This window comes from Nocardia higoensis NBRC 100133 (assembly GCF_000308595.1).
GTDB lineage: Bacteria > Actinomycetota > Actinomycetes > Mycobacteriales > Mycobacteriaceae > Nocardia > Nocardia higoensis.
Genome location: NZ_BAGA01000082.1, coordinates 15,120 through 37,031, shown reverse-complemented (window position 1 = coordinate 37,031; position 21,912 = coordinate 15,120). Strand labels below are relative to the sequence as shown.

Annotated in this window: 20 protein-coding genes; 12 read left to right on the top strand and 8 right to left on the bottom strand. The window is 66.7% G+C overall.

Annotated elements, in window-relative coordinates; translation table 11 throughout:
• From ON26_RS15280 to ON26_RS15255, 6 genes are all read left to right on the top strand, one after another.
• Positions 1 to 997 (top strand): cytochrome P450 family protein (locus tag ON26_RS15280; protein ID WP_040796819.1); only part of this gene is annotated, 997 nt, incomplete at its 5' end.
• A gap of 52 nt (positions 998 to 1,049) precedes the next feature.
• Complete coding sequence (locus ON26_RS15275) at positions 1,050 to 2,321, top strand: cytochrome P450 family protein (RefSeq protein ID WP_040796811.1); 1,272 nt, start codon at positions 1,050 to 1,052, stop codon at positions 2,319 to 2,321.
• Positions 2,318 to 2,551 (top strand): hypothetical protein, encoded by a 234-nt coding sequence (locus ON26_RS15270; protein WP_040796810.1) that lies wholly within the window; start codon positions 2,318 to 2,320, stop codon positions 2,549 to 2,551. The genes ON26_RS15275 and ON26_RS15270 overlap by 4 nt, the downstream gene beginning before the upstream one ends.
• Entirely contained in the window at positions 2,527 to 2,832 is a 306-nt protein-coding gene (locus ON26_RS15265; RefSeq protein WP_040796809.1) for a hypothetical protein, read from the top strand. Before ON26_RS15270 ends, ON26_RS15265 begins: the two co-directional genes overlap by 25 nt.
• A gap of 125 nt (positions 2,833 to 2,957) precedes the next feature.
• Positions 2,958 to 3,491 carry a hypothetical protein gene (locus tag ON26_RS15260; RefSeq protein ID WP_157171909.1) on the top strand — a complete coding sequence of 178 codons (534 nt, stop codon included), beginning with the start codon at positions 2,958 to 2,960 and terminating at the stop codon, positions 3,489 to 3,491.
• A gap of 48 nt (positions 3,492 to 3,539) precedes the next feature.
• On the top strand, positions 3,540 to 3,941 hold the full coding sequence (locus ON26_RS15255; RefSeq protein ID WP_157171908.1) for a hypothetical protein: 402 nt from the start codon (positions 3,540 to 3,542) through the stop codon (positions 3,939 to 3,941).
• Positions 3,942 to 3,966: 25 nt separating this feature from the next.
• On the opposite strand, the gene ON26_RS15250 is transcribed toward ON26_RS15255, so the two are convergent.
• The 3 genes from ON26_RS15250 to ON26_RS15240 form a co-directional block, all read right to left on the bottom strand.
• On the bottom strand, positions 3,967 to 5,202 hold the full coding sequence (locus tag ON26_RS15250) for a helix-turn-helix domain-containing protein (RefSeq protein WP_040796806.1): 1,236 nt from the start codon (positions 5,200 to 5,202) through the stop codon (positions 3,967 to 3,969).
• 392 nt (positions 5,203 to 5,594) lie between these two features.
• Positions 5,595 to 5,996, bottom strand: a complete 402-nt coding sequence (locus ON26_RS15245) for a hypothetical protein (RefSeq protein ID WP_040796805.1) — start codon at positions 5,994 to 5,996, stop codon at positions 5,595 to 5,597.
• Positions 5,997 to 6,025: 29 nt separating this feature from the next.
• Complete coding sequence (locus ON26_RS15240) at positions 6,026 to 6,556, bottom strand: DUF3558 domain-containing protein (protein ID WP_040796804.1); 531 nt, start codon at positions 6,554 to 6,556, stop codon at positions 6,026 to 6,028.
• Between the two features lie 200 nt (positions 6,557 to 6,756).
• Between ON26_RS15240 and ON26_RS15235 the strand changes: the two genes are divergently transcribed.
• Genes ON26_RS15235 through ON26_RS15225 form a run of 4 tightly spaced genes read left to right on the top strand, consistent with a single transcriptional unit; the run spans position 6,757 to position 10,977 of the window.
• Positions 6,757 to 8,289 (top strand): type I restriction-modification system subunit M, encoded by a 1,533-nt coding sequence (locus ON26_RS15235; RefSeq protein WP_040796803.1) that lies wholly within the window; start codon positions 6,757 to 6,759, stop codon positions 8,287 to 8,289.
• Positions 8,290 to 8,300: 11 nt separating this feature from the next.
• Entirely contained in the window at positions 8,301 to 9,467 is a 1,167-nt protein-coding gene (locus ON26_RS32315; RefSeq protein ID WP_083884107.1) for a restriction endonuclease subunit S, read from the top strand.
• Positions 9,464 to 10,390: a restriction endonuclease gene (locus ON26_RS15230; RefSeq protein ID WP_245545862.1), complete on the top strand. Its 927-nt coding sequence runs from the start codon at positions 9,464 to 9,466 to the stop codon at positions 10,388 to 10,390. The genes ON26_RS32315 and ON26_RS15230 overlap by 4 nt, the downstream gene beginning before the upstream one ends.
• Positions 10,387 to 10,977: a hypothetical protein gene (locus ON26_RS15225; protein WP_245545861.1), complete on the top strand. Its 591-nt coding sequence runs from the start codon at positions 10,387 to 10,389 to the stop codon at positions 10,975 to 10,977. The genes ON26_RS15230 and ON26_RS15225 overlap by 4 nt, the downstream gene beginning before the upstream one ends.
• Positions 10,978 to 11,125: 148 nt before the next feature.
• On the opposite strand, the gene ON26_RS15220 is transcribed toward ON26_RS15225, so the two are convergent.
• Positions 11,126 to 11,617 carry an Ltp family lipoprotein gene (locus ON26_RS15220; protein WP_040796802.1) on the bottom strand — a complete coding sequence of 164 codons (492 nt, stop codon included), beginning with the start codon at positions 11,615 to 11,617 and terminating at the stop codon, positions 11,126 to 11,128.
• A 237-nt stretch (positions 11,618 to 11,854) separates the two neighbouring features.
• On the opposite strand from ON26_RS15220, the gene ON26_RS15215 reads away from it, so the two are divergent.
• Entirely contained in the window at positions 11,855 to 15,298 is a 3,444-nt protein-coding gene (locus tag ON26_RS15215) for a DEAD/DEAH box helicase family protein (protein ID WP_040796801.1), read from the top strand.
• A gap of 198 nt (positions 15,299 to 15,496) precedes the next feature.
• Here the strand turns inward: ON26_RS15215 and ON26_RS15210 are convergent, their stop codons facing one another.
• From ON26_RS15210 to ON26_RS15195, 4 genes are all read right to left on the bottom strand, one after another.
• Complete coding sequence (locus tag ON26_RS15210) at positions 15,497 to 15,982, bottom strand: SMI1/KNR4 family protein (RefSeq protein WP_040796800.1); 486 nt, start codon at positions 15,980 to 15,982, stop codon at positions 15,497 to 15,499.
• Positions 15,983 to 16,353: 371 nt separating this feature from the next.
• Positions 16,354 to 17,163, bottom strand: coding sequence for an ABC transporter permease (locus ON26_RS15205; RefSeq protein ID WP_040796799.1), 810 nt, complete (start codon positions 17,161 to 17,163; stop codon positions 16,354 to 16,356).
• The gene (locus ON26_RS15200) at positions 17,160 to 17,981 is read right to left on the bottom strand and encodes an ABC transporter permease (protein ID WP_040796798.1); all 822 of its coding nucleotides are present in this window, start codon (positions 17,979 to 17,981) and stop codon (positions 17,160 to 17,162) included. The genes ON26_RS15205 and ON26_RS15200 overlap by 4 nt, the downstream gene beginning before the upstream one ends.
• Positions 17,981 to 18,985: an ATP-binding cassette domain-containing protein gene (locus ON26_RS15195; RefSeq protein ID WP_083884106.1), complete on the bottom strand. Its 1,005-nt coding sequence runs from the start codon at positions 18,983 to 18,985 to the stop codon at positions 17,981 to 17,983. Before ON26_RS15195 ends, ON26_RS15200 begins: the two co-directional genes overlap by 1 nt.
• A gap of 187 nt (positions 18,986 to 19,172) precedes the next feature.
• Between ON26_RS15195 and ON26_RS15190 the strand changes: the two genes are divergently transcribed.
• Positions 19,173 to 21,875, top strand: coding sequence for a DEAD/DEAH box helicase (locus ON26_RS15190; protein WP_040796797.1), 2,703 nt, complete (start codon positions 19,173 to 19,175; stop codon positions 21,873 to 21,875).
• Positions 21,876 to 21,912: the final 37 nt, after the last annotated feature.

The window sequence follows — 21,912 nt, the reverse complement described above, 5'->3', positions numbered from 1 at the left end:
GGCCTGGCAGCGCGACATCCCGCCGGAGTGCCCGGTGCGGCCGATGATGCAGTGGCGCCCGAACGCGTTGCGCAGCAGCGGGATCGAGCACATGCGATACCGCTCGGCCACCGTGGACGCCCTCGCGCGGGTCGACTTGCGCAGGACCCTCGTGGCCGTCGAGCGCATCGCAGTCGCGCTCATCGACCGATTCCGCGGGCGTGGCCGGGCCGATCTGCTCCGGGACTTCGCGGCCCCGCTGGTCGTCGAGGCGATCGGCGAACTCATCGGCTGCGATCCCGGCATCGGCGGCCGGGTCGCGACGGGGATGGCGATGATCTTCGACACCACCGATGCCGCGGCGGGCAACGAGCTGATGGTGGCGGCCTTGGCCGAGCTCGTGGCCCGCGCCCGCGCCAGGCCGGGGCAGGACATCACCTCCTGGCTGCTGGCGCACCACACTGGGCTGTCCGACGTAGAGGCCGTCCACCAGCTGGTCACCCTCTACGGCGCCGCGAGCGAGCCGTTGACGAATCTGATCGCGAACACCTTGTCGTGGATGATGACCCACCCGGAGTTCGGCGGCGAGGTCGTCGGCGGTGCGATCTCGACCCGCGACGCGCTCACCCACGTGTTGTTCCGTGATCCGCCGATCGCGAATTTCTGCATGTCCTATCCGCGTCAGCCGCAACTGGTTGAAGGCACGTGGGTGCAGGCGCATCGGCCGGTGGTGATCAGCCTGGCCGCGTGCAACAACGACCCGGCGGTGGTGGGCGGCAATATCCGGGGCAACGAGTCGCACCTCGGGCTGGGGGCCGGACCGCATCGTTGCCCGGCGCGGGCGTTGGCCGAGCTGATCGCGGGGGAGGCGATCGATCAGCTTCTCGACGCCCTGCCCGAGATGACGCCCGCCGTGTCCCGGGAACAGCTGCGGTGGCGGCCGGGGCCGTTCCATCGGGCGCTCGAAGAACTGCCCGTCGTCTTCACTCCCGTTGCGCCACCGGCTGTTTCCCGCTGACTGCTGCTTCCTGCTCGACACTGCTTCCCGCTGAACGAAAAGGCAATCTTCGATGACCGATCTGCACCCCGCTGCCGCGCCGACTCGGGTCGTACTCGATCCGACCGGCATCGACATCCTCGGTGAGGCCACAGCCCTCCGCGAACGAGGCCCACTGGTCCCGGTGACATTGCCCGGTGGCATCCACGCCTGGGCGATCACCGATCCGCACGTGCTCAGAGATCTGTTCGTCGACTGGCGGGTCTCCAAGGACGCCCACCAGCACTGGCCGGCGTTCATGGCCGGGGAGGTGCCACCCGATTGGCCCCTGATCTCCTGGGTGTCGGTGCGCAACATGTTCACCGCCTACGGCAGAGACCATCAGCGCCTGCGCAAGCTGGTCGGCCCCGCGTTCACCGCCCGCCGCGTCGACGCGCTGCGCCCGCAGATCAAGCGGATAGTCACCGAACTGCTCGACGGACTCGCCGCACGACCGGAAGGGGCGGTGATCGACCTCCGCGAGGACTACGCGGCACAGGTCCCCTTGCGGGTGATCTCCGCGCTGATGGGCGTCCCCGCCGACCTGCGCGACGGTCTGCGCCGGTGTGTCGATGAACTGTTCGCCACGGTCCCGCAGCGCGACCCGCGGGCGACGCTCGCGGACATGCTCGACATCCTGACCACACTCGTGACGCGTCGCCGCGCCCGACCGGGCCAGGACATGACCAGCCTGCTCATCGGCCACCGCGACGAGCACGCGGACCGCCTCACCGAGGAGGAACTGATCCACACCCTGCTCCTGGTGATCAGCGCTGGGTACGAGACCACCGTCGACCTCATCGACCAGGCCGTCGTCCGGATACTGACCCGCCCCGAACTGCTGACTCGACTGCGCGTCGGCGCCTTCACCTGGTCGAGTCTGGTCGAAGAGACCTTGCGCCACGCGCCACCGGTCGCCAACCTGCCGCTGCGCTACGTGCTCGTCGACATCGACATCGCGGGCACACGGATCGCGGCGGGCGACGCCTTGCTCGCCTGCCTCGCGGCAGCCAACCGTGCCCCGGATATGCACGGCGACAACCCCGATGAATTCGACCCGGCCCGCAGGCACAAAGAACATCTGTCCTTCGGCTACGGCCCGCACTACTGCCTCGGCGCGCCGCTGGCCCGGCTGGAAGCGACCGTGGCGCTGCCCGCCCTGTTCGGACGCTTCCCCCAAGTGGCGCTCGCCGTGGAACCGCACGAGCTGAAACCATTGCCCAGCTTCATCTCCCACGGCCATCAACGCCTTCCGGTCCACCTGGACGGACCGATCGCCGCCGCGCAGCCGCGAGCCGTGTCGTGACGGTGCAGCGCATAGCCACCCTCGACAAGCTCCGCCACGACAACCCGCATTGGCCCGTGCGCTCACCGGCCGACGCGGCCAACGCACTGGAAATCCACGGCGACTGCCCATGGCACTGCTCCACCCGCGTCGCCGCCCTGATCGTCAGCAACGACGACTACCGCTATTTCCGCGACCGCGCGTCCGACCGCGCGGAAAGGCAATCATGGACACCGCACTCGGCCTGCTGAATCTCGACCTCAGCGAATCCCCGGTCGCCGACCGGGCCGCGCTGCACGAACTCGCCGCCCGCCACGGCTGCCACCTCACCACCGTGCTCACCATCGACGAACACACCTACATGCCCACCACCCTGATCGCCCACACCGCCCACACCACGCGCGCGGTCGCGATACTCGCCCCCGGCCTGGCGCACTTCGGTTGCGCGGTGCGCGCGTTGATGCTGTCCTGCGCGCTCGTCGTGCCCGATCTCGTGATCCCGCGAACTCCCGGATGGACCCCGAATCCGTGAATCGCACGGCGACCGCACCGCCACAGGTGATTCTCTCCGACGCGCCTCTCTTGCAGGTGCTCGCTCATCCGGCCCTGTCGGACGAGCGGGGCATACTGTCCCGAGTCGTCGAGCGAGGAGGGTCTGTGGAGAGCAACGACCAGCTGGGTCTCGATTTCGAAGTCGAGCAGACCGCGTGGGGCGCATGGGTCGACCCGAACCGGCGGGCGGCGCAGGTCCGGAAATTCCTGGACCGCGCCGGGCTGGACGACATTCCCTCCGAGCCGTGGCCGGAGGACTCTCTCGGGGTGAAGCGACTCGACTCCCTCCTCGCCGAATGGCTTCCGGATATGGATGCGGCGATGGAGCCCGAAAACCACGATCTGGTCGACGCCCTGGTGTGCTTCATGGGGGAGTGCTTCATCCGGTTCGCGGGAGCCCGGTGGATCGACTGGCAGTCCTGGGACGACGAGAACTCCTTCTACGACCACGTGAATCCCGCTGTCGAGTGCGACACCTCCGACCAGGACGAGCTCGGCATGTGGGTGCTCGTGAAAGACATGCAGAAATACGATCCCGAAGTGGACGACGGCATGTTCTCGTACTTCGCGTCGACACTTCGCGAGTATTCCGGCTATCACAACGACAAGCGTCGCGAGGGCGCCTCGTCGAGTGAATAGCCGGTAGCCGCAGAAACTTTCGCATCGCCGTTTCACAATTTGGGGTGGGTGGGCGTAGCCGTGGCCGGATACGACAGGGATCGCGACCGAGTCGACAACAACACGCAGGGGCGAGTGTTCGAGAACGGTGCGAACAGGGTGCGCGACGGCCGCGCGGCGGGATACGACGGCGCCGCGAGGGCCTGGACCTACGAGCGGCCGGGCAAGCCCGCCATCGAAGTGGGTCACGAGGCGCCGGAGAGACGCCTGGCCGAGATGGTGCGCGATGTCGGCCAGGGCCGGTCGGTGGAAGACGTGCTGACGCGGGAAGCCCTGGCGCGAAGCCACGCCGCTCCCGCCGAGGAGGCGGCTCGATTGCGGTCGATGCAGCCGGAACCGATGACCCCAGAGCGGCATCGGGACCGGGAACGGGAACGCGGAGTCGGCCGGGAACCGCAGCGCGGCCGGTAGTCGCCGGCCGAGGTCGGCGCTGCGTCTACACCCGCGCCGCGCGCATCCCCAGGAACTCCCGCACTTCCCGCACGCCGGAGTGTTGTCGGATGTCGTCGCTGATGGAGTCGAGGGTGGCGCGCAATCGTGTGGAGGTCACGCTGTTGATCTGGTCGAAGTGGTCGATCAGCAGTTGGCAGCCTTCGGCGATCTCGCCGCCCAGGATGTGGTTCTCCGCCAGTTTGATTCGCCAGCCCGCGTTCTCTCGCGGCCAAGCCGTAGTGCCGGCAACGGCGACTTGTAGATGCTCTCTTGCCTTCCGGTGGTTCCTGATGCGCATATAGGCCCAGCCGGTCAATGCGGCGAGCTCGGCCTCGGGGAGATAGATCCAGCTCGGATCGTCGCCATGGTTCGATTCGTAGGCTCGGTGCGCCCGCTTGATGGCATCCTCCGTCGCCCTGGTGTCACCTCGTGCGGCGTGTGCGCTCGCCTCACAGTTCGCAGCGTAAGAGCGTAGCCGGGGACCACCATGTCGGCGGACGGCAGCGGAGGCCGCGGTGGCCAAGTTGACGCCCTCCTGCGGCCGAGAATCCGCCGAATGCCTGGATGGCGCGAATCCGCCGCCGTGACTGATCATGCTGGCGTTCAGCAGGGCATGGGCGGCGGCGATGTCGTCACCGGCTGCGGTGGCGGTCTGTGTCGCCTCCGCGTAGTACCTCCGGGCCTGTGTGGTTTGCCCGGCATCGAAGTGGACCCATCCGGCCGCCGTCATCATCTCGGCGGCGGCGCTGGTGAGGCTTCGGCCGACCGCCTCGGTGTAGGTGCCGTTGTCCAGTAGATGGCGCGCGTAACGGACACCGTTCGCCGCCACGCGGCAGAGCCGGTCGCCGCCGACGAGCAGGTCGAGTTCGTGAATCTGGTTGGTGCTCGCGACGATATCGGCAACCTCGCCCGCGCCGACCCGGATGCTTCCTGGTGAAGCCGCCACAGCACGTGGGGTGAAGGTTCCGCTCGCAGCGGCGGTTCCCGCGCCGACTGCGCTTGCTCTCAGGAAGTTTCGACGATCCATGTCCGCCTCCTCGTCCGAGTCCACCACCAGTATGGCAAGCGGAACCCGCAGTGCGCGCGCTACTCGGCGCAGCATCCGCACATCGTGCACGCAGGGCGCGTTGTTCTCGAGCTGGGAGACGACGGGTTGGGTGTAGCCCATGAGGGTGGCGAGTTCGCGTTGGGTCATGCCGTAGGACTTGCGTATCCGCCGGATGACCTCACCTGTGCTCATGGCCGTCACTGATTCCCCCGGTTCTGTTGTCGCGTAAGCACATCGGCGTTGATCGGACACACATCATGGAGGCGTACCCCCGCCCGCTGGGCACAGTATACGGATCGCTTATATCCCGATAAGAGTTCGCGAATTCACTGTCGAGACGATCGCTTCGGCGCTCGTATGGTGGCTGCGGCGCTCGGGACCGTGATGCGTCGTCTCGCCCCCTTCACACGGTCCACCGGCTCCCCCGCAGGGGTGGGGAGCCGGGCGACGAACGCCCAGACGCCCGACGCCGACAACTACCAGCCATTCGACGGCCGTCGGCCAGGCCGCACAGGAGGACTTATGGACATTTGCTGACCTCGAAGTCGGCTGCTCACACCCCGACCGACAGTGGACCCGAGCGGTCAGCCGGTCTGCTCGGTCTGCTCGCTCATCTGCTGACTGTTGCTCTGGTCGACGTTCTGGAGTTCACCGATCGCGGCGCGGTAGGCATCGCGCATCGTGGTGACGATCTCGATGTGCTGCATGATGCGGGACACTGCGTTGTCGTTGGGATCGTGATCGCCGCCGCCCACGGCCTTGTGGATGAACTTCTGCTGAAGTTGCTGAGCGGAGGGGAGCCCACCGTAGCCGGAAAGATGTTCGAGGTTCTGCGCCGTCTGCAACATCTCATCGAGCGATAGCAGGAACGTCTCGCAGTGCGTAATGATCGCGTGACCGATGTCTTTGTCCAGCCTGAACTCTCCGTCGATCCCCTGCTGCTTGAGATTCTGCCAGGTCTTCAACTGCTCTTGCGTGTCCGCCATGAATGCGCCCCCTTCACATGGATTCTCGGCTATTCGGGCAAGTGCTGTTCGAGGTCCGTGGCGTGCTTGATGCCCAGCTCGCACATGTCCCGTGTCTTGGGCTGAGACGCTCGCCATCCGGCGACGATCGTGAAAGCCCCTTGCTGGGCGGGGATGGTGACGTAACAGGTTCGCTCGTCGGTGGCATCGGACTTGACGCGCGTGAGCAGGGCCGGTCGGTCCCCGACCGTGGTGTCGCCGAGGACGATGACAGAAGTGTTCTTGCGGGTCTCTTCCAGAGTCTTGCTGGTGGACATGAGGTCCACCATGTAGGGCAAATCCACCGCATTCCATCCGCAGATGCGGAAAGAGGAAATCTCTGCCGGATTCACCGTGTTGCGCTCGCTCGCCGGGTCGAGGCCGGATTCGATCAGCCATTCGTCGGGCACGTCGGTGCAGGGGTTGAGCAGATTGTCCATCACCGGCGTGGTCGGTATCGCGGTCCCTGCCTCGGTCCCCCCGCACCCGGCGGTCGCCGCGAGGACGGCTGTTGCGGCGATGACAGCGCGGACGGTGCGCATAGTTCCCTCCCCAAGAGCATCGACGATCGATCACTCACGACATCCGGGGACCGTAGCGGCCCCGTACTGGGCATCCAGGGTACCCATCGTCGGGAAGGGGACGCGACGTCAGGGGAGGGCAGGGCACGGCCGTGTCGGCGGGGTGGTCTATACAGTTCTGTTGGTCTTCGTCGAGCAGAACAGGCAGGTAACGGGTACCCGTGATCACCGGTGACATCAAGAACAAGGTCGACGCCGTCTGGGACGTGTTCTGGACCGGTGGCATCTCCAATCCTCTCGAAGTGATGGAGCAGATCACCTACCTCTTGTTCATCCGGCGCCTGGATGACGAGCAGACCCGTGCCCTGGAGCGGGCGAACCTGCTGGATCAGCCCCTCGAGGGCAATCCGTTCCCGGAGGGGAACGACGAGCAGGGGCGGCCGTACAACGACCTGCGGTGGTCGGTGTTCCGGGACCGGCATGCCGAGGAGATGTTCGACATCGTCGCCAACCGGGTGTTCCCGTTCATCAAGGAGATGCGCGGCGACGACTCCACGTACGCGCACTTCATGAAGGACGCGCGCCTCACGATCCCGAACGCGGGCATGTTGCAGCGGGTGGTGGATCGCCTCGACAAGGTGCCGATGGAGAACCGCGACACGAAGGGCGACATCTACGAGTACCTGCTCGCGAAGATCGCGTCTGCCGGCCAGAACGGCCAGTTCCGCACCCCGCGACACATCATCGAATTGATGGTGCACATGACGGCCCCGAAGCCGGGCGACACCATCGTCGACCCGGCGTCCGGAACGTGCGGCTTCCTGGTCGGGGCTTCCGAGTACATGCGCACCTATCACGCAGACGCGATCAATTCTGGCGTAGGCAAGCAGCACTACCACCACAAGATGTTCCACGGTTTCGACTTCGACAACACGATGCTGCGAATCGGGTCGATGAACATGCTGCTGCACGGCATCGAGCAGCCCGACATCCGCTACCGCGATTCCCTCGCGGAGGCGAACACCGGTGATGCCGAGGCGTATTCGTTGGTCCTGGCGAACCCGCCGTTCGCCGGCTCGTTGGATTACGAGAACACCGCGAAGGATCTACAGCAGATCGCCAAGACGAAGAAGACCGAACTGCTGTTCCTGGCGCTGTTCCTGCGACTGCTCAAGCCCGGTGGCCGTGCCGCGGTGATCGTGCCGGACGGGGTGCTGTTCGGATCGTCGAAGGCGCACAAGGAGCTTCGCAGAATCATTGTCGAGGAGCAGAAGCTCGACGCAGTTGTGAAGCTGCCGTCGGGGGTGTTCAAGCCGTACGCGGGTGTCTCGACGGCGATCCTGTTCTTCACCAAGACCGACTCGGGTGGGACCGACAACGTGTGGTTCTACGACGTGCAGTCCGACGGCTGGTCGCTGGATGACAAGCGCAACCCGCTCTTGGCCGAAGACAAGCTCCGTGCTCTCGCGAAGCTGTCGGAGGTCGAGCACGCGAAGAATAACCTGCCGGATGTGTTGCGGCGTTGGGCCGAACGTGATGGGGCAGAGCTGGCGAGGGCTCGGACGGAGCAGAGCTTCTGCGTGCCGCGCGAAGACATTGCTGCGCAGGGATACGACCTATCGCTCAATCGGTACAAGGAGATCGCTCACGAGGAGGTCGAGCACCGTTCGCCCGGGCAGATCCTGGATGAGCTCGATCGGCTCGAGAAGGAGATCATGGACGGCGTGGCGCAGTTGCGGGAGATGCTGGCGTGAACGTTCGAGCCGTGTCGGTTGAAGAGATCGCCGACGTCAAGCTCGGCCGACAGCGTTCGCCCAAGAACCACGATGGTCCGAACATGCGCAAGTACTTGCGTGCGGCGAACGTCGGCTGGAGCGGCTTGCTTCTGGATGATGTCAAGACAATGAACTTCACCGATGCTGAGATGGCTCAGTTTCGGCTGGAACCCGGCGACATCTTGTTGAATGAGGCGTCCGGGTCGCCTCGTGAGGTAGGGAAGCCGGCAATTTGGCAAGGTGAGATTGACGAGTGCGCTTTCCAGAACACGCTTCTACGTGTTCGGCCGCATGGTGACGTTTTTCCTCGCTACCTGCTCCACTTTTTCCGGCGTGAGGCAGAGTCCGGCGCATTCGTGCGCGGCGCTCGGGGTACGGGGATCAATCACCTCGGCCGCGCGGCGCTGGCGAAATGGAAAGTTCCGCTGATACCGATCGAGGAGCAGCGGCGGATCGCGGCGATCCTCGACCACGCTGACGCCCTCCGCGCCAAGCGCCGCGAAGCCCTCGCCCGTCTCGACCAGTTGACACAGTCGGTCTTCATCGACATGTTCGGCACTCCTGCCCGGAATCCGTTGGGATGGCCTGTACGCACTCTTGGCGAGATCTCTGAATTCTATGCGGGTGGAACGCTGCCACAGGGTGAGGACTTCGCCGGGCAGTCAGATGGGTTCGCGCTTCTGAAAGTGTCTGACTTAAACCTCCCAGGTAACGAGAGGGTTCTGCGCTCAAGCCAAGGGTGGTCAGCGCAGCCGGGGGCAAGGTCTGCGACGTGCCCAGCAGGATGTGTCGTTATCCCGAAGCGAGGCGGAGCGATCGGGACAAACAAAAAGCGGCTAACGAGTAGGCCATCGGTACTTGATCCGAATCTAATGGCGATCAAGCCATACCCGCGTCAGCTTGACCTCCAGTTTCTTTATGTCTGGTTCGAAAGATTGGACCTCAACTCCCTCGTATCGGGAAGTTCAGTTCCGCAGCTGAACAAGAAGGACCTCGCACCCCTGACAGTTCCTGTTCCGCCATATGAACTGCAATTGGAGTTCGCTGCACGAACGGACGTCATTGGGCGAATTCGTTCAGGATGCCGCGCCAACCTCGTCGAACTCGACGCCCTTTTCGCCTCCCTCCAGTCCCGCGCCTTCCGAGGCGAACTGTGACCGCACCGGTCTCGGCGATGTCGCTATGGTCAGGCTTTCTCACGCCGGTGCTGGAAGTCCTCACCGACGGCCACATCTGGCGCAAGCACGACCTGCATACAGCGGTGGAGGACCATGTCGGGCTGACACCCGAGCAGCGGTCCGAGGTGCTGCCGTCGGGGCGGAGGCGCGCTGACAACCGGATCGGGTGGGCGCTCAGCGGCCTGTGCCGCGCGAAGCTCGTCGACAAACCGGCGCGCGCTACGTTCGTCATCACCGATGCGGGGCGGGCTCTGCTCGCCGCACACCCCACGGGGATTACCGAGAAGATCCTGAAAGCGCTGCCCGAATACCAGGACTACACACCGGCGCGGATAGGTTCGTTGAATGGCGGCACCGTAGCCGACGCGCATGTCGCCGACGAAGTGGTCGACCCACTCGAGCAGATCGAGGGTGGTGTCGAACGCCTCCACGCCGAGGTCGCCGCCGACCTGCTGGCGCGGCTGCGCGGTCAGGACCCGGCGTTCCTCGAACAGTCGGTGCTCGACGTTCTCGTCGCCATGGGTTACGGCGGCACCGAAGGCCGGGCCGCCCGGATCGGCGGGTCCGGTGACGGTGGTGTGGACGGCGTCATCGATCAGGACCCGCTCGGCCTCGAACGCATTTACGTGCAGGCCAAGCGCTACGGCGCGGACAACACCGTCGGGCGGCCGGAGATCCAGGCGTTCGTCGGCGCGCTGCACGGTGTCGGGGCTGCCCGCGGTGTCTTCATCACCACGAGCTCCTTCACGTCGGGTGCCCGCGAGTACGCGCAGAACATCGCCACCCGCGTCATCCTCATCGACGGCAGGCGCCTGGCCGAGCTGATGATCCGCTACGGCGTTGCCGTTCAGACGCGACAGACATTCACTGTCGTCGAGGTCGACGAGGACTACTTCGAATGACCGAGATTTCCATGAGCGCACTTCAACCCTCGGCCAGCGAGGAGAACTTCGCCGCGCTCCAGCAGGACCCGTTCTTCGATTCCGCCGCCGACCTCGTCGCCGATTACCTCGTCGCCGCGTTCGACGACCCCGCCGACGGGGAGGTGGAGCGGTGGACGCTGAGTGCGCTACCCGCGACGAACAGGACCGCCGGACGGGAGCGCCTGTTCACGCTGAACATCGGGCCGATGGAAGTGCTCTACGTCGAACGGCTCTCGAAGGGCGGTGTCGTGGACTACCGCATCGCGGTGTACATGTCGGAGTCCGCCCTCACTGGCGAGACCTCACGCACTCTGGACCAGTTGCACGACACCTTTCCGCTGTTGCGTTTCCGCCGCACCGACATGGCCTCGGCGGACGGTGACGGGATCGTGGTTGAGTGGTTCCACTCCGACGAGGACGCCGAAAAGCAGTTCGCCACCTTGCCCCTCGCTGTGGCGATCCGTCGCCTCCCTGACGGCCTTGCGGCCAAGGGGCGTGGACCGTACGGGCAGTATCACAACCGCGCCTTCGCGGCCGAGGTGCTCGGCCGAGTCAGCGGCGACTGAGAATCGGCAACTGCCGAGTCGGCGGCATGTGCTCTCTGGGGACGCGACCGGGTCGGGGACGATCGACAACGGTGGGGGAGCACTGCGATCGGTGGTGCCTCGCAGTGCTCCGCCCTCACCAACTACACGGCTATCGCCGGAAGGATGGTCAGTAGACGGCGTTGACCCCGTACTCGGCCTGTGCGTACGTGAAGCCCTCGTAGACCAGCTGGTCGATCAGTCCGGACCGGGAGAACGAGGTGAGCTCGAGGTATTCCTTGGCGCTCTTTGCCGCCTGCTCGTTCCAGTCCACATTCAGACTGTCCACCGCGGACGTGGCGTCATCGGTGGAGTAGCCCTCGTATTCGAGCTGGTCGATCAGACCGCTACGGGAGAAGGCGGAGATCTCGAGGTACTGCTGGGCCGACTGGACGGCGTTTTGCTGGCCGGGGCTGAGCTGCTGCAGGAACGGGGCATGCGTCACCGTGAAGGTGGGCGCGGGCGCCGCCGGTGCGGCGGAGGCCGCGGGGGCGCCGAAGGCCAGGGCCAGGGTGGTGGCGCCGACTGCGGTGATGCCGGCCACCGACGGCCAGTTCCTGCGCTTCGGCGCGGTGGCGGCCGACAGGTCGCGGGGCTGCGGGGCGGGGATCGTCTCGTTCAAGGCGTACTCCAGTGGAGAAGATGCGTCGTCGCCGACGCGTCCCGCGTGTGCGGAACGGGAAATCGTGACACGCCCAGCCGACAAACTCTGTCGGCTGTTCGGACGGGTGAACTTGTCGGAGCCTGCCGGTAATGTTCACGGGCTCCGGGAAAGCTCGGACGCCTGTGCCAAGATCGAGCACGGAACGGCACGTCGCCGCACGCGGCGCACACGAGTTCGGAGAGGACCAGCGGGCCCATGGTGGGGAACTTCGACTTCCTGCAGGCCGAATGGCCGCAACTGCACGCCGAGGCCAGGAAGGCGGAGCGGGACGCGCTGTTCGACCCGCGCACCACCTGCTTCTACGCGCGCCGCACCGTCGAACACACCGTCGCGTGGATCTACCGCACCCGGAACCTGCCCGAGCCGTACAAGTCCGATCTCGCCGCCCGCATCCACGACGGCAAATTCGTCGGCGTCGTCGGCCACGGACTCGTCACCAAGATGGACCTCATCCGCAGACTCGGCAACAAAGCCGTCCACGACGAGAGTCCGGTGCCCAAGGACGCAGGCCAGAAGGCGCTTGCCGAGCTGTTCCACATCCTGTCGTGGCTGGCCCGCACCTATGCCACGCAGCCGTCGAGCAAGCCGTCGCCGCAGCAACAGTTCGACCCCGCTCGCCTGCCCAAGCCCGGTGGTGGCGCCGTCGTGGCGAAGACGGTCGCGCAGCTCGGCAAGCTCGAGGCGGAGCTGGCTGCCAAGGACGCACTGCTCGAGAAGTCCGAGGCCGAGAAGCTGGACCTCATCGCGCAGCTGAAGGCGCGCGACGAGGCCGCCGAGACGGCGGAACTGGAGAAGGCCAGTTATGAGCAGCTGATCGCCGAGCTGCGCGCGCAGATCGACGCCGCGCAGCAGGCGAGCGCGGCCACTCCGGACACGCACGACTACGACGAGGCGCAGACCCGCCGCGACCTCGTCGACCTCATGCTCGGTGAATCCGGCTGGGCGCTGGACCAGAAGCGGGACCGCGAATATCCCGTCACCGGCATGCCCGACGGCAGGAACGGATTCGTCGACTACGTGCTGTGGGGCGCCGACGGGCTGCCGCTGGCCGTCGTCGAGGCGAAGCGGACCTCCGTCGATCCGATCACCGGACAGCAGCAGGCGCGGTTGTATGCCGACTGCCTGGAAAAGCAGTTCGGCAGGCGGCCGGTCATCTACTACAGCAACGGATTCGAGCACTACTTCTGGGACGACCTGCGCTATCCGCCGCGGGAGATCGCCGGATTCCACACCCGTGACGAACTCGAACTCCTCGTCACCCGCCGCACGACGATCAAGCCGCTCCGCGAGATCCCCGTGCCCCAGGAAATCGCGGGTCGGCCGTACCAGGAGGAGGCGATCCGCGCCGTCACCGAGCGGTTCGAGATCGAGAACCAGCGTGCCGCTCTGCTCGTCATGGCGACCGGGTCGGGCAAGACCCGCACGGTCGTCGCGCTCGCCGACATGCTGATGCGCGCCAATTGGGTCAAGCGGGTGCTGTTCCTCGCCGACCGCAAGGCCCTCGTCAAGCAGGCCGTCGGCGCGTTCAAGACGCACCTGCCCGACTCCTCGCCGGTCAACCTGTTGACCGACAAGAACACCGAGGGGCGGGTCTACGTCTCCACGTACCCGACGATGATGGGTCTCATCGACGAAAGAGACGGCGGCACGAGGAGATTCGGCCCCGGATACTTCGATCTCGTGGTGATCGACGAGGCGCACCGGTCGGTGTACCAGAAGTACCGGCACATCTTCCGGTACTTCGACTCGCTGCTCCTCGGGCTCACCGCGACCCCGAAGGACGAGGTGGACTACAACACCTACCAGCTGTTCCAGCTCGAAACCGGCGTCCCCACGAACGACTACTCCCTCGATCAGGCCATCGCCGAGAAGTATCTCGTCCCGCCGCGCGCGGTGAACGTGCCGCTGACCTTTCCGGTGCGGGGCATCCGCTACGCCGACCTCAGCGAGGAGGAGAAGAAGCGGTACGAGTCCATCGACTGGGGTGACGACATCCCCGAGGACGAGATCCCCGACGTCGTCCAGGCCGAGGCGGTCAACAAGTGGCTGTTCAACATCGACACCGTCGACAAGGTGCTCGAAACCCTGATGACCCACGGGCATCGCGTCGCCGGCGGTGACCGGCTCGGCAAGACCATCGTCTTCGCGAAGAACGAACTGCACGCCCAGTTCATCGCCGAGCGGTTCGACAAGAACTACCCGGAGTACCGGGGCTCGTTCGCGCGCGTCATCACCCACTCGGACCGATACAGCCAGGACCTCATCGACAAGTTCTCCCAGCCCGACCAGGAACCGCACCTGGCGATCTCCGTCGACATGCTCGACACCGGCATCGACGTGCCCGAGGTCGTGAACCTGGTGTTCTTCAAGCCGGTGCGGTCGAAGTCGAAGTTCTGGCAGATGGTCGGTCGCGGTACCCGGCTGCGTCCCGACCTGTACGGGCCGGGGCAGGACAAGACCGACTTCTTCATCTTCGACGTCTGCGGCAACTTCGACTACTTCGACCAGCACCCCGACGCCGCCGAAGGGGCGCTCGCGCAGTCGCTCTCGCAGCGGCTGTTCACCACCCGAACCGAACTGCTCGCCGCCCTCGACAGAGTCGGCGCGTCACAGAGATTGCGTCGCGACACGGCCGACCTGCTCCACGGGCAGGTCGCCGGAATGCGACTGGACAATTTCATCGTCCGTGCCCGCCGCCGGGCGGTGGAGAAGTACGCCGACCGGGCCGCCTGGGAGTCCCTGACCGAACAGGCGGCCGCCGAGATCATCGAGAACCTCGCCGACCTGCCCACCACCGTGCGCGACACCGACGAACTGGCGAAACGATTCGACCTCGTGGTGCTGCGCGGACAGCTCTCCGTCGTCCTCGCCGACGACACCCTGCCGCGGCACGCCGACACGATCCGCGGCGTCGCGGACGGGCTCCTCGAGGATGGGCTCACCATCCCGAAGGTGAAGGCCAAAGAAGAACTGCTGCGTGAGGTCGTGAGCGACGAGTGGTGGCAGGACATCACTGTCGACATGCTCGAACACGCGCGGCGTGAACTCCGTTCCATCGTCGGGCTGCTCGACAAGAAGAAGCGGGTCGTCGTCTACACCGACTTCACCGACACCCTCGGCGAGATCGTGGAACGGGACATGCCGGAGATGCGCTCCGGCACCGACGTCGAGCGCTACACCGCGAAGGTGCGCGACTATCTGCGCCGCCAGCCCGACAACCTGGCGCTCCAGAAGCTGCGTTCGGGCAAGCCGTTGACACCGGCCGACCTGGAATCGCTCGAGGAACTGCTGGCTCGTAGCGGCGCCGGTGAACCCGAGGATATGGAACGCGCCGTCATAAACGCCCAGGGACTCGGACGATTCATCCGCTCCCTCGTCGGCCTCGACCCGCAGGCCGTGCAGGAAGCGTTCGCCGAGTTCCTCGGCGAACGCACTGCCACCGCCAGCCAGATCGACTTCGTCAACCTCGTCGTCGGCCACCTCACCCGGCACGGCGAGATGGACCCGAAACTGTTGTTCGAGGCGCCGTTCACCGACGCGGCGCCGCAGGGGCCGACACAGCTGTTCGCCCCCGAGCAGGCGAAACGGCTGCTCGGGGTCATCCGGTCGATCAACGACTCGGCGGTCGCGAGCGCCTGACTCCTTGGGGCGACGCGGGGATGGGGAGCCACATCATGCGCTCGTGCACACCGGTGCGGGCGTCCTGGCCGTCGGTCTCGGTGGCGGTGATCGCGGTGAACAGCCCGGCTTGCAAGAGCCTGGCGGGCAACCCATTCCTGTCCGCTTCTGGTTATCGGGATTCGATCTCCGGATGTGGGCAGTAGTGACGGGGCGGCCTCAGCCGTAGAGACGCTTGCGCGTCTCGATCACCCGAGGCAGATCCGCGGCCAGCATGCGAATCCACTCGGTGAACGTGTCCTCGCTACTCTGCAGCGGGCGATTTCCGGTGTAGATCCAAAAATGGGGATCGTCCGAAGCGAGATCCTCCCGGCGGAAATAGTAGAACATGTACCCCTGATGCGTTTGAAAGATGAATGCATCAGCATAAGGTGAGAAATCCTCGGAGTAGTCGTCCTCAACGATTTCCCGCGCGATCGTCTTCGCATCGCGAAGCCAGTCGTAGTCCCATTCTCCATCGCGACTGAGCCAGTACGGGTTTCGACCGCCGAAACTCATGAATTCCGCGTAATCTCGTGGCAGTAGAGTCACATTCTGTGCGGTCATCAAATCATCGATCTCGGATCGACTGCAGCCTTCGATCGAGGTCGGCTCCACGAGGCCGCCGTCGATCAGGGGCTGTGCAATCTCGGTCATGAATCCCATGTCAGGTGGTCCTCTCAGAGGGGTGGTTGATCATAGGGTGTCCCGATCTGCCGCCGAGTGAGGAGTCGGCGGTGAGGCGGTCAGCGACCCGTATTCGGGGCCGGTGGTTGCGGGCTCGGGATCGTAGTGGCTGCCGGACTTTGGCTGTCCCAGCGCGGCGCGCACCGCCGGGATACAGCGGCAGGCCGTCGTTGCCACCCGAGTTTCAGTAGATCCGTCGTGAACAAGGGCTTGAGCATGCCTGCTTATCGAATGGTATATCGGCGTCCACCGTGTTTCGCCTGCGGCAAGAGACGGCGCCCTTCTGAACGGTGCTAACGAAACCGGCCACCGACTTCGTGAGTCGGTGGCCGGTTGATTGTGGCCGAGCGTCAACGGCGCTCGGCGGCGCTGCGGTATCCGCGCACCGCGACCGGCCCGAACACGGCGATCAGGCCGACGGTCCAGGCGAGGGTGAGCAGGATCGGCTGGGCGAGTGCGCCGCCTTCGGTGAGTCCGCGCACCGCGTCGATGGCGGGCGTCATCGGCTGGTGCCGGACGATCGGCTGCAACCAGCCCGGGTACTCGGTGACGGGGGCGAAGCCGGCGTTGAAGAACAGCAGCAGCAGGAACAGGCCGCCGAGTTGCTGCACGGCCTGGTTGCCGGAGGCGACGGTGGCCATCGCGATCACCGGCACCGCGATGCCCACGGCGAACACCATGGTCACCAGGACCGCGCCGATGCCCGCCGCGATGCCCTGCTCGAAGCGGAAGCCCATGGGCACCGCCACCAGGAAGAGCACCACGGTCGCCAGACCGGTGCGCGCCGCCTCGGCCAGCAGGCGACCGGCGATGAAGCCCGACCGGGGGACCGGCAGGGTCCACATCCGGGTCAGCAGGCCCGTATCGCGTTCGTGGATCAGGCTTTCCGCGGTCGCCAGGGTGCCGAACAGTGCGCCGACGAGGGCGACCAGACCGGTGTTGCCGTAGATGCTGTCGCCGCCGCCCATCGAGGTGATGGTCTTGCCGAGCACCAGCTGGAACATCATCAGCATGAAGGCCGGGAACACCAGCGATTGCACCACCACGCCGGGATCGCGCGACCAGGTGCGCAGCAGCGCGGCGGCGTGCACGACCGATTGCCGCAGCAGCGGGACGGTCCGGCGGGCGGGCCAGGTGGATCGGACGGTTGTCTCGCTCATCGCTTCACCTGCGACCTTCCCGCCGCCACGATGGCAGCGAAACCTACTGCCAGCAAGGCCGCCGACCAGATCAGGACGGCTGTGAGGTCGATCTCGGCCCGGGAACCGTCCGACAGCGCGCGCAGCGCGTCGGTGAAGATCGACATCGGCTGATTGCGGACGAACGGCTGCGCCCAGTCCGGGAAAGCGGTGGCGGGCACCAGGCCGGTGGAGGCCATCACCAGGATCAGCTGCGGGATCATCAGCACGCCCGCGATGCCGACGGTGTTCTTGGCCACCGTGCCGATGGCATCGGTGAGCATGCTCAGCGACAGGCCGAAAACGACGACGAGCAGCACGTAAACGATTGTCTGCCACAGTGTTCCGTGGAACCGGAAGCCGAGCGAGCAGCCGATCAGCAGGCCGCCGGCGAGCGCGATCAGCATGCGCGCGACCACCCAGGCCATCCGGCCGAGGAACGGCGCCACGCGGGGGATGGGCAGCGACATCATGCGCTCGTGCATCCCGGCGCGCGCGTCCTGTCCGGCGGTCTGGGTCGCGGTGATCGCGGTGAACAGCCCGGCCTGCAACAGGATGATCGGCGTCAGGTACTGCGCGTAATCCCCGCCGCCCAGCTCGAACTGCCGGTGCAGCGGCACATAGAAGCAGACGAAGAACACGATCGGACTGAGGAACGCCAGCAACGCGTCACCGGAGCGGACCGCGGCCAGCACCTTCTGCCTGCCCAGCGTGGCGGTCGCCGCGCCCAGCCCGACCGAGGTCCTCGGCACTCGGTGGCGTGCGGCGGCGGGGAGCTCGTCGAGCGCGGTGGCCGTCATCACGGGGTCTCCGTCAGCTGCAGGAAGACCTCGTCCAGTGACGGCTGGCGCAGGCCGATGTCGATGACCTCCACCCCGGCGTGCTGGAGCCGCGCGATCACCCAGGAGACCGTGCCCATGCCCTCGGGCGCCCGGACCACCAGCCGCGGATGGGCGCTGCCCGCCGAGGGTGGCTCCACCATCTCGAGGTCGTCGAGGAGCATGTGCACCTTGGCGGCATCGTCGCGCTCGGCCAGTGTCACCTCGCAGACGGCCGCGCCGATCTGCTGCTTGAGCTGGCCCGCGGTGCCCGCCGCGACCACGGCGCCCCTGTTCAGCATGACGATGCGGTCGGCCAGCCGGTCGGCCTCCTCGAGGTACTGAGTGGTCAACAGGACCGTGATGCCCTCGCTGCGCAGCCCCGCGACCGTATCCCACACCGCGGCCCGGCTGCGCGGGTCCAGACCGGTGGTCGGCTCGTCCAGGAACAGCACCTCGGGCCGGGTGACCAGCGCGACGGCGATATCCACCCGCCGCTGCATGCCGCCGGACAGCGCGCCGACCCGGCGATCGCGCACGGCCGTGAGATCGAACTGCTCGACGAGCTCCTCGATCCGGCTCTTCAGGCCCGCGCCGCGCAGGCCGGTCAGCCTGCCGAAGACGGCCAGGTTCTCCACGGTGGTCAGCCCCTCGTCGAGCGAGGCGTACTGGCCGGTGAGGGAGACCAGTTCACGCACCCGCGCGGCGTCGGCGACCACGTCGTGCCCGCAGATCCGGGCAGACCCCGCGCTGGGTCGCTGCAAGGTCGACAGCAGGGTGACGGTGGTGGTCTTGCCGCTGCCGTTGGGTCCGAGCAGCCCCAGTACCTCGCCGCGCGCCACCTCGAAGGAGACGCCTTGCAGCGCCTGGACCTCGCCGTAGCTCTTGACCAAGCCGTCCACCTGGATCGCCGGAACTCTCGCGCCGGTCGTCCCGGGTGCGGGGCCGGGAATTCCACCGGTCTTCTGGTCGGTCCTCCACGACATGCCCTCGTCCTCCGATCGGCCGCTGCCCCGCACTTCCAGGGGCGCTTTACACAGTCAGGTAAGGTTAGACTAAGTTCTGCGTGCCGTTCGATGATAGGGAACGGCCGGTGCGATCCGGCCCGTAACGGGCGAACCAGGAGCGAAATGCGGGCGACCGCTGTCGGAGTCCTCCGATACCCTCGGTCTGGTGACGAACTTGGGGTCGCGAACGAGCGAGCTGGACGAATTCTCCGCGGCATTGAGCTTTGACCTCGATCCCTTCCAGCGTGAGGCCTGCGCGGCTCTCGAGGACGGGCACGGGGTGCTGGTCTGCGCGCCGACCGGTGCGGGCAAGACCGTGGTCGGCGAATTCGCGGTACATCTGGCACTGGCGGCCGGCGGGAAATGCTTCTACACCACGCCGATCAAGGCGCTGTCCAACCAGAAGTTCGCCGATCTCACCGCCCGCTACGGCCGTGGCAGCGTCGGCCTGCTCACCGGCGATCAGTCGATCAATCCGGACGCCCCGGTGGTGGTGATGACCACCGAGGTGCTGCGCAATATGCTCTACGCCTCCTCGGATTCGCTCCGTGGCTTGTCGTATGTGGTCATGGACGAGGTGCACTTCCTCGCCGACCGGTTCCGCGGCGCGGTGTGGGAAGAGGTCATCCTGCACCTGCCCGAGGACGTGCGCCTGGTGAGCCTGTCGGCCACCGTCAGCAACGCCGAGGAGTTCGGCGCCTGGATGGGCACCGTCCGGGGTGACACCAACGTGGTGGTGGACGAGACCCGGCCGGTGCCGCTGTGGCAGCACGTCATGGTCGGGCGGCGCATGTTCGATCTGTTCGACACCGACTCCAGTGAGCAGAAGGTGGTCGTCGACGGGGAGCTGGTCCGCTACATCAAGCACCGGGAAGCGGCCGACCGGATGGAGAGCTGGGGCGGCGGCCCGCGCGGCCGCGGCGGCCCGCGGCGCACCTTCCGCCCGCTGCCTCGCCCCGAGGTGCTGGCCAAGCTGGACGAGGAAGGGCTGCTGCCCGCGATCACCTTCATCTTCAGCCGCGCGGGCTGCGACGGCGCGCTGGCCCAGTGCCTGCGCTCCCGGCTGGATCTGAGCAGGCCCGACGACGCCGACGAGATCGACGCGGTGATCGAGAAGCACACCGGCGACCTGCCCAAGGGCGATCTGGAGGTGCTCGGCTACTGGGAATGGCGCGAGGCGCTGCACCGCGGCCTGGCCGCCCACCACGCGGGCATGTTGCCCGCCTTCCGGCACACCGTCGAGGAGTTGTTCGTGCGCGGCCTCGTCCGCGCGGTGTTCGCCACCGAGACCCTCGCGCTCGGCATCAACATGCCCGCCCGGACCGTGGTGCTCGAGCGGCTGGTGAAATTCAACGGTGAATCGCACGCCGAGCTGACCCCGGGCGAGTACACCCAGTTGACCGGCCGTGCCGGACGCCGCGGCATCGATGTCGAGGGGCACGCGGTGGTGCTCTGGCAGCCCGAGGTCGACACCAGCGCGGTGGCCGGTCTGGCCTCCACTCGCACCTATCCGCTGCGCAGCTCCTTCAAGCCCGGCTACAACATGTCGATCAATCTGATCGACCGGATGGGCGCGGCCGAGGCGCGGGCGCTGCTCGAGCGGTCCTTCGCCCAGTTCCAGGCCGACCGTTCGGTGGTCGGGCTGGTGCGCGGCATCGAACGCAACGAAGGTCAGCTGCGCGGGCTGCGCGATCAGCTCGGCGGCTCCGAAGGTGGCTTCCTGGAATACATCTCGCTGCGCGAGCGGATCAAGCAGCGCGAGCGGCAGTTGCTCCAGCAGAGCCGGGCCGATCGGCGCGGGCAGGCGGTCAAGGCGCTGACCTCGCTGCGCCGCGGTGACGTGGTGGCGATCCCGTCCGGCCGCCGTATGGGCCTGGCGGTGGTACTGGAACCGGATGCGACGCCCAACGATCCGCGGCCGCTGGTGCTCACCGAGGACAAGTGGGCGGGCCGGGTGTCGGTGCACGACTTCCCGGTGCCCGCCGAGACGCTCGGGCACATGCGGCTGCCGCGCCGGGTCGACCACCGCACCGCCCGCATCCGTCGTGACCTCGCCTCGGCGCTGCGCAGCACCGGCATCAGCGCGCCGGGCCGGGGGCGCCGGGGCAAGCGCTCGGAGGCCGCCGAGGATCGGGAACTCGACACCCTGCGCCGCACCCTGCGCGCGCATCCGGCGCACTCCCGCCCCGACCGCGAGCAGATGAGCCGGGTCGGCGAACGCTACAACCGGATCCTGCGCGAGACCGAGAGCATGCGCCAGAAGGTTGCCGCCACCACGAACTCGCTGGCGCGCACCTTCGACCGCATCCTCGGCCTGCTCGAGGAACGCGGATTCGTGCACGAGGGCGAGGTCACCGCCGACGGGCGCAGGCTCGCCCGCATCTACGCCGAAAGCGATCTGGTGGTGGCCGAGTGCCTGCGTCGCGGCGTGTGGCGCGGGCTCGGCCCGGCCGAGCTGGCCGCGGTGGTGTCGATCCTGGTGTACGAATCCCGGCAGGAAGGCGGCTATCTGGGGCCGGCGGGCCCGACCCAGCCGGTGAAGCGTGCGGTCGGCGCCACCGTCGACATCTGGGGCGAGTTGCGCAGCGACGAGGCCAGGCACAAACTTCCGCCCACCAGGGAGCCGGATCTCGGTTTCATCGCCGGTGTCCACATGTGGGCGCGCGGCGATGGATTGGCCGAGGCGTTGCTGGCGGGCGGTGACCAGGGCACCCCCCTGTCGGCCGGTGATTTCGTCCGTTGGTGCAGGCAGGTGATCGACCTGCTCGACCAGATCCACAACACCGCGGACGACACAGAAGTGGCCTCGACGGCGGCCAAGGCGGTGCGCGCGATCAGGCGGGGTGTCGTGGCGGTGGACGCCGCGTAGCGGATTCGTCTGTGATTTGATTTCTTTCGCGTACCGA

What these genes read in the sequence shown, in the direction of transcription:
- ON26_RS15275 (WP_040796811.1), top strand. Translation starts at nt 1,050, where the DNA reads ATGACCGATCTGCACCCCGCTGCCGCGCCGACTCGGGTCGTACTCGAT.
- ON26_RS15265 (WP_040796809.1), top strand. Translation starts at nt 2,527, where the DNA reads ATGGACACCGCACTCGGCCTGCTGAATCTCGACCTCAGCGAATCCCCG.
- ON26_RS15250 (WP_040796806.1), bottom strand. Translation starts at nt 5,202, where the DNA reads ATGAGCACAGGTGAGGTCATCCGGCGGATACGCAAGTCCTACGGCATG.
- ON26_RS15245 (WP_040796805.1), bottom strand. Translation starts at nt 5,996, where the DNA reads ATGGCGGACACGCAAGAGCAGTTGAAGACCTGGCAGAATCTCAAGCAG.
- ON26_RS15240 (WP_040796804.1), bottom strand. Translation starts at nt 6,556, where the DNA reads ATGCGCACCGTCCGCGCTGTCATCGCCGCAACAGCCGTCCTCGCGGCG.
- ON26_RS15225 (WP_245545861.1), top strand. Translation starts at nt 10,387, where the DNA reads ATGACCGAGATTTCCATGAGCGCACTTCAACCCTCGGCCAGCGAGGAG.
- ON26_RS15215 (WP_040796801.1), top strand. Translation starts at nt 11,855, where the DNA reads ATGGTGGGGAACTTCGACTTCCTGCAGGCCGAATGGCCGCAACTGCAC.
- ON26_RS15210 (WP_040796800.1), bottom strand. Translation starts at nt 15,982, where the DNA reads ATGGGATTCATGACCGAGATTGCACAGCCCCTGATCGACGGCGGCCTC.
- ON26_RS15205 (WP_040796799.1), bottom strand. Translation starts at nt 17,163, where the DNA reads ATGAGCGAGACAACCGTCCGATCCACCTGGCCCGCCCGCCGGACCGTC.
- ON26_RS15200 (WP_040796798.1), bottom strand. Translation starts at nt 17,981, where the DNA reads ATGACGGCCACCGCGCTCGACGAGCTCCCCGCCGCCGCACGCCACCGA.
- ON26_RS15195 (WP_083884106.1), bottom strand. Translation starts at nt 18,985, where the DNA reads ATGTCGTGGAGGACCGACCAGAAGACCGGTGGAATTCCCGGCCCCGCA.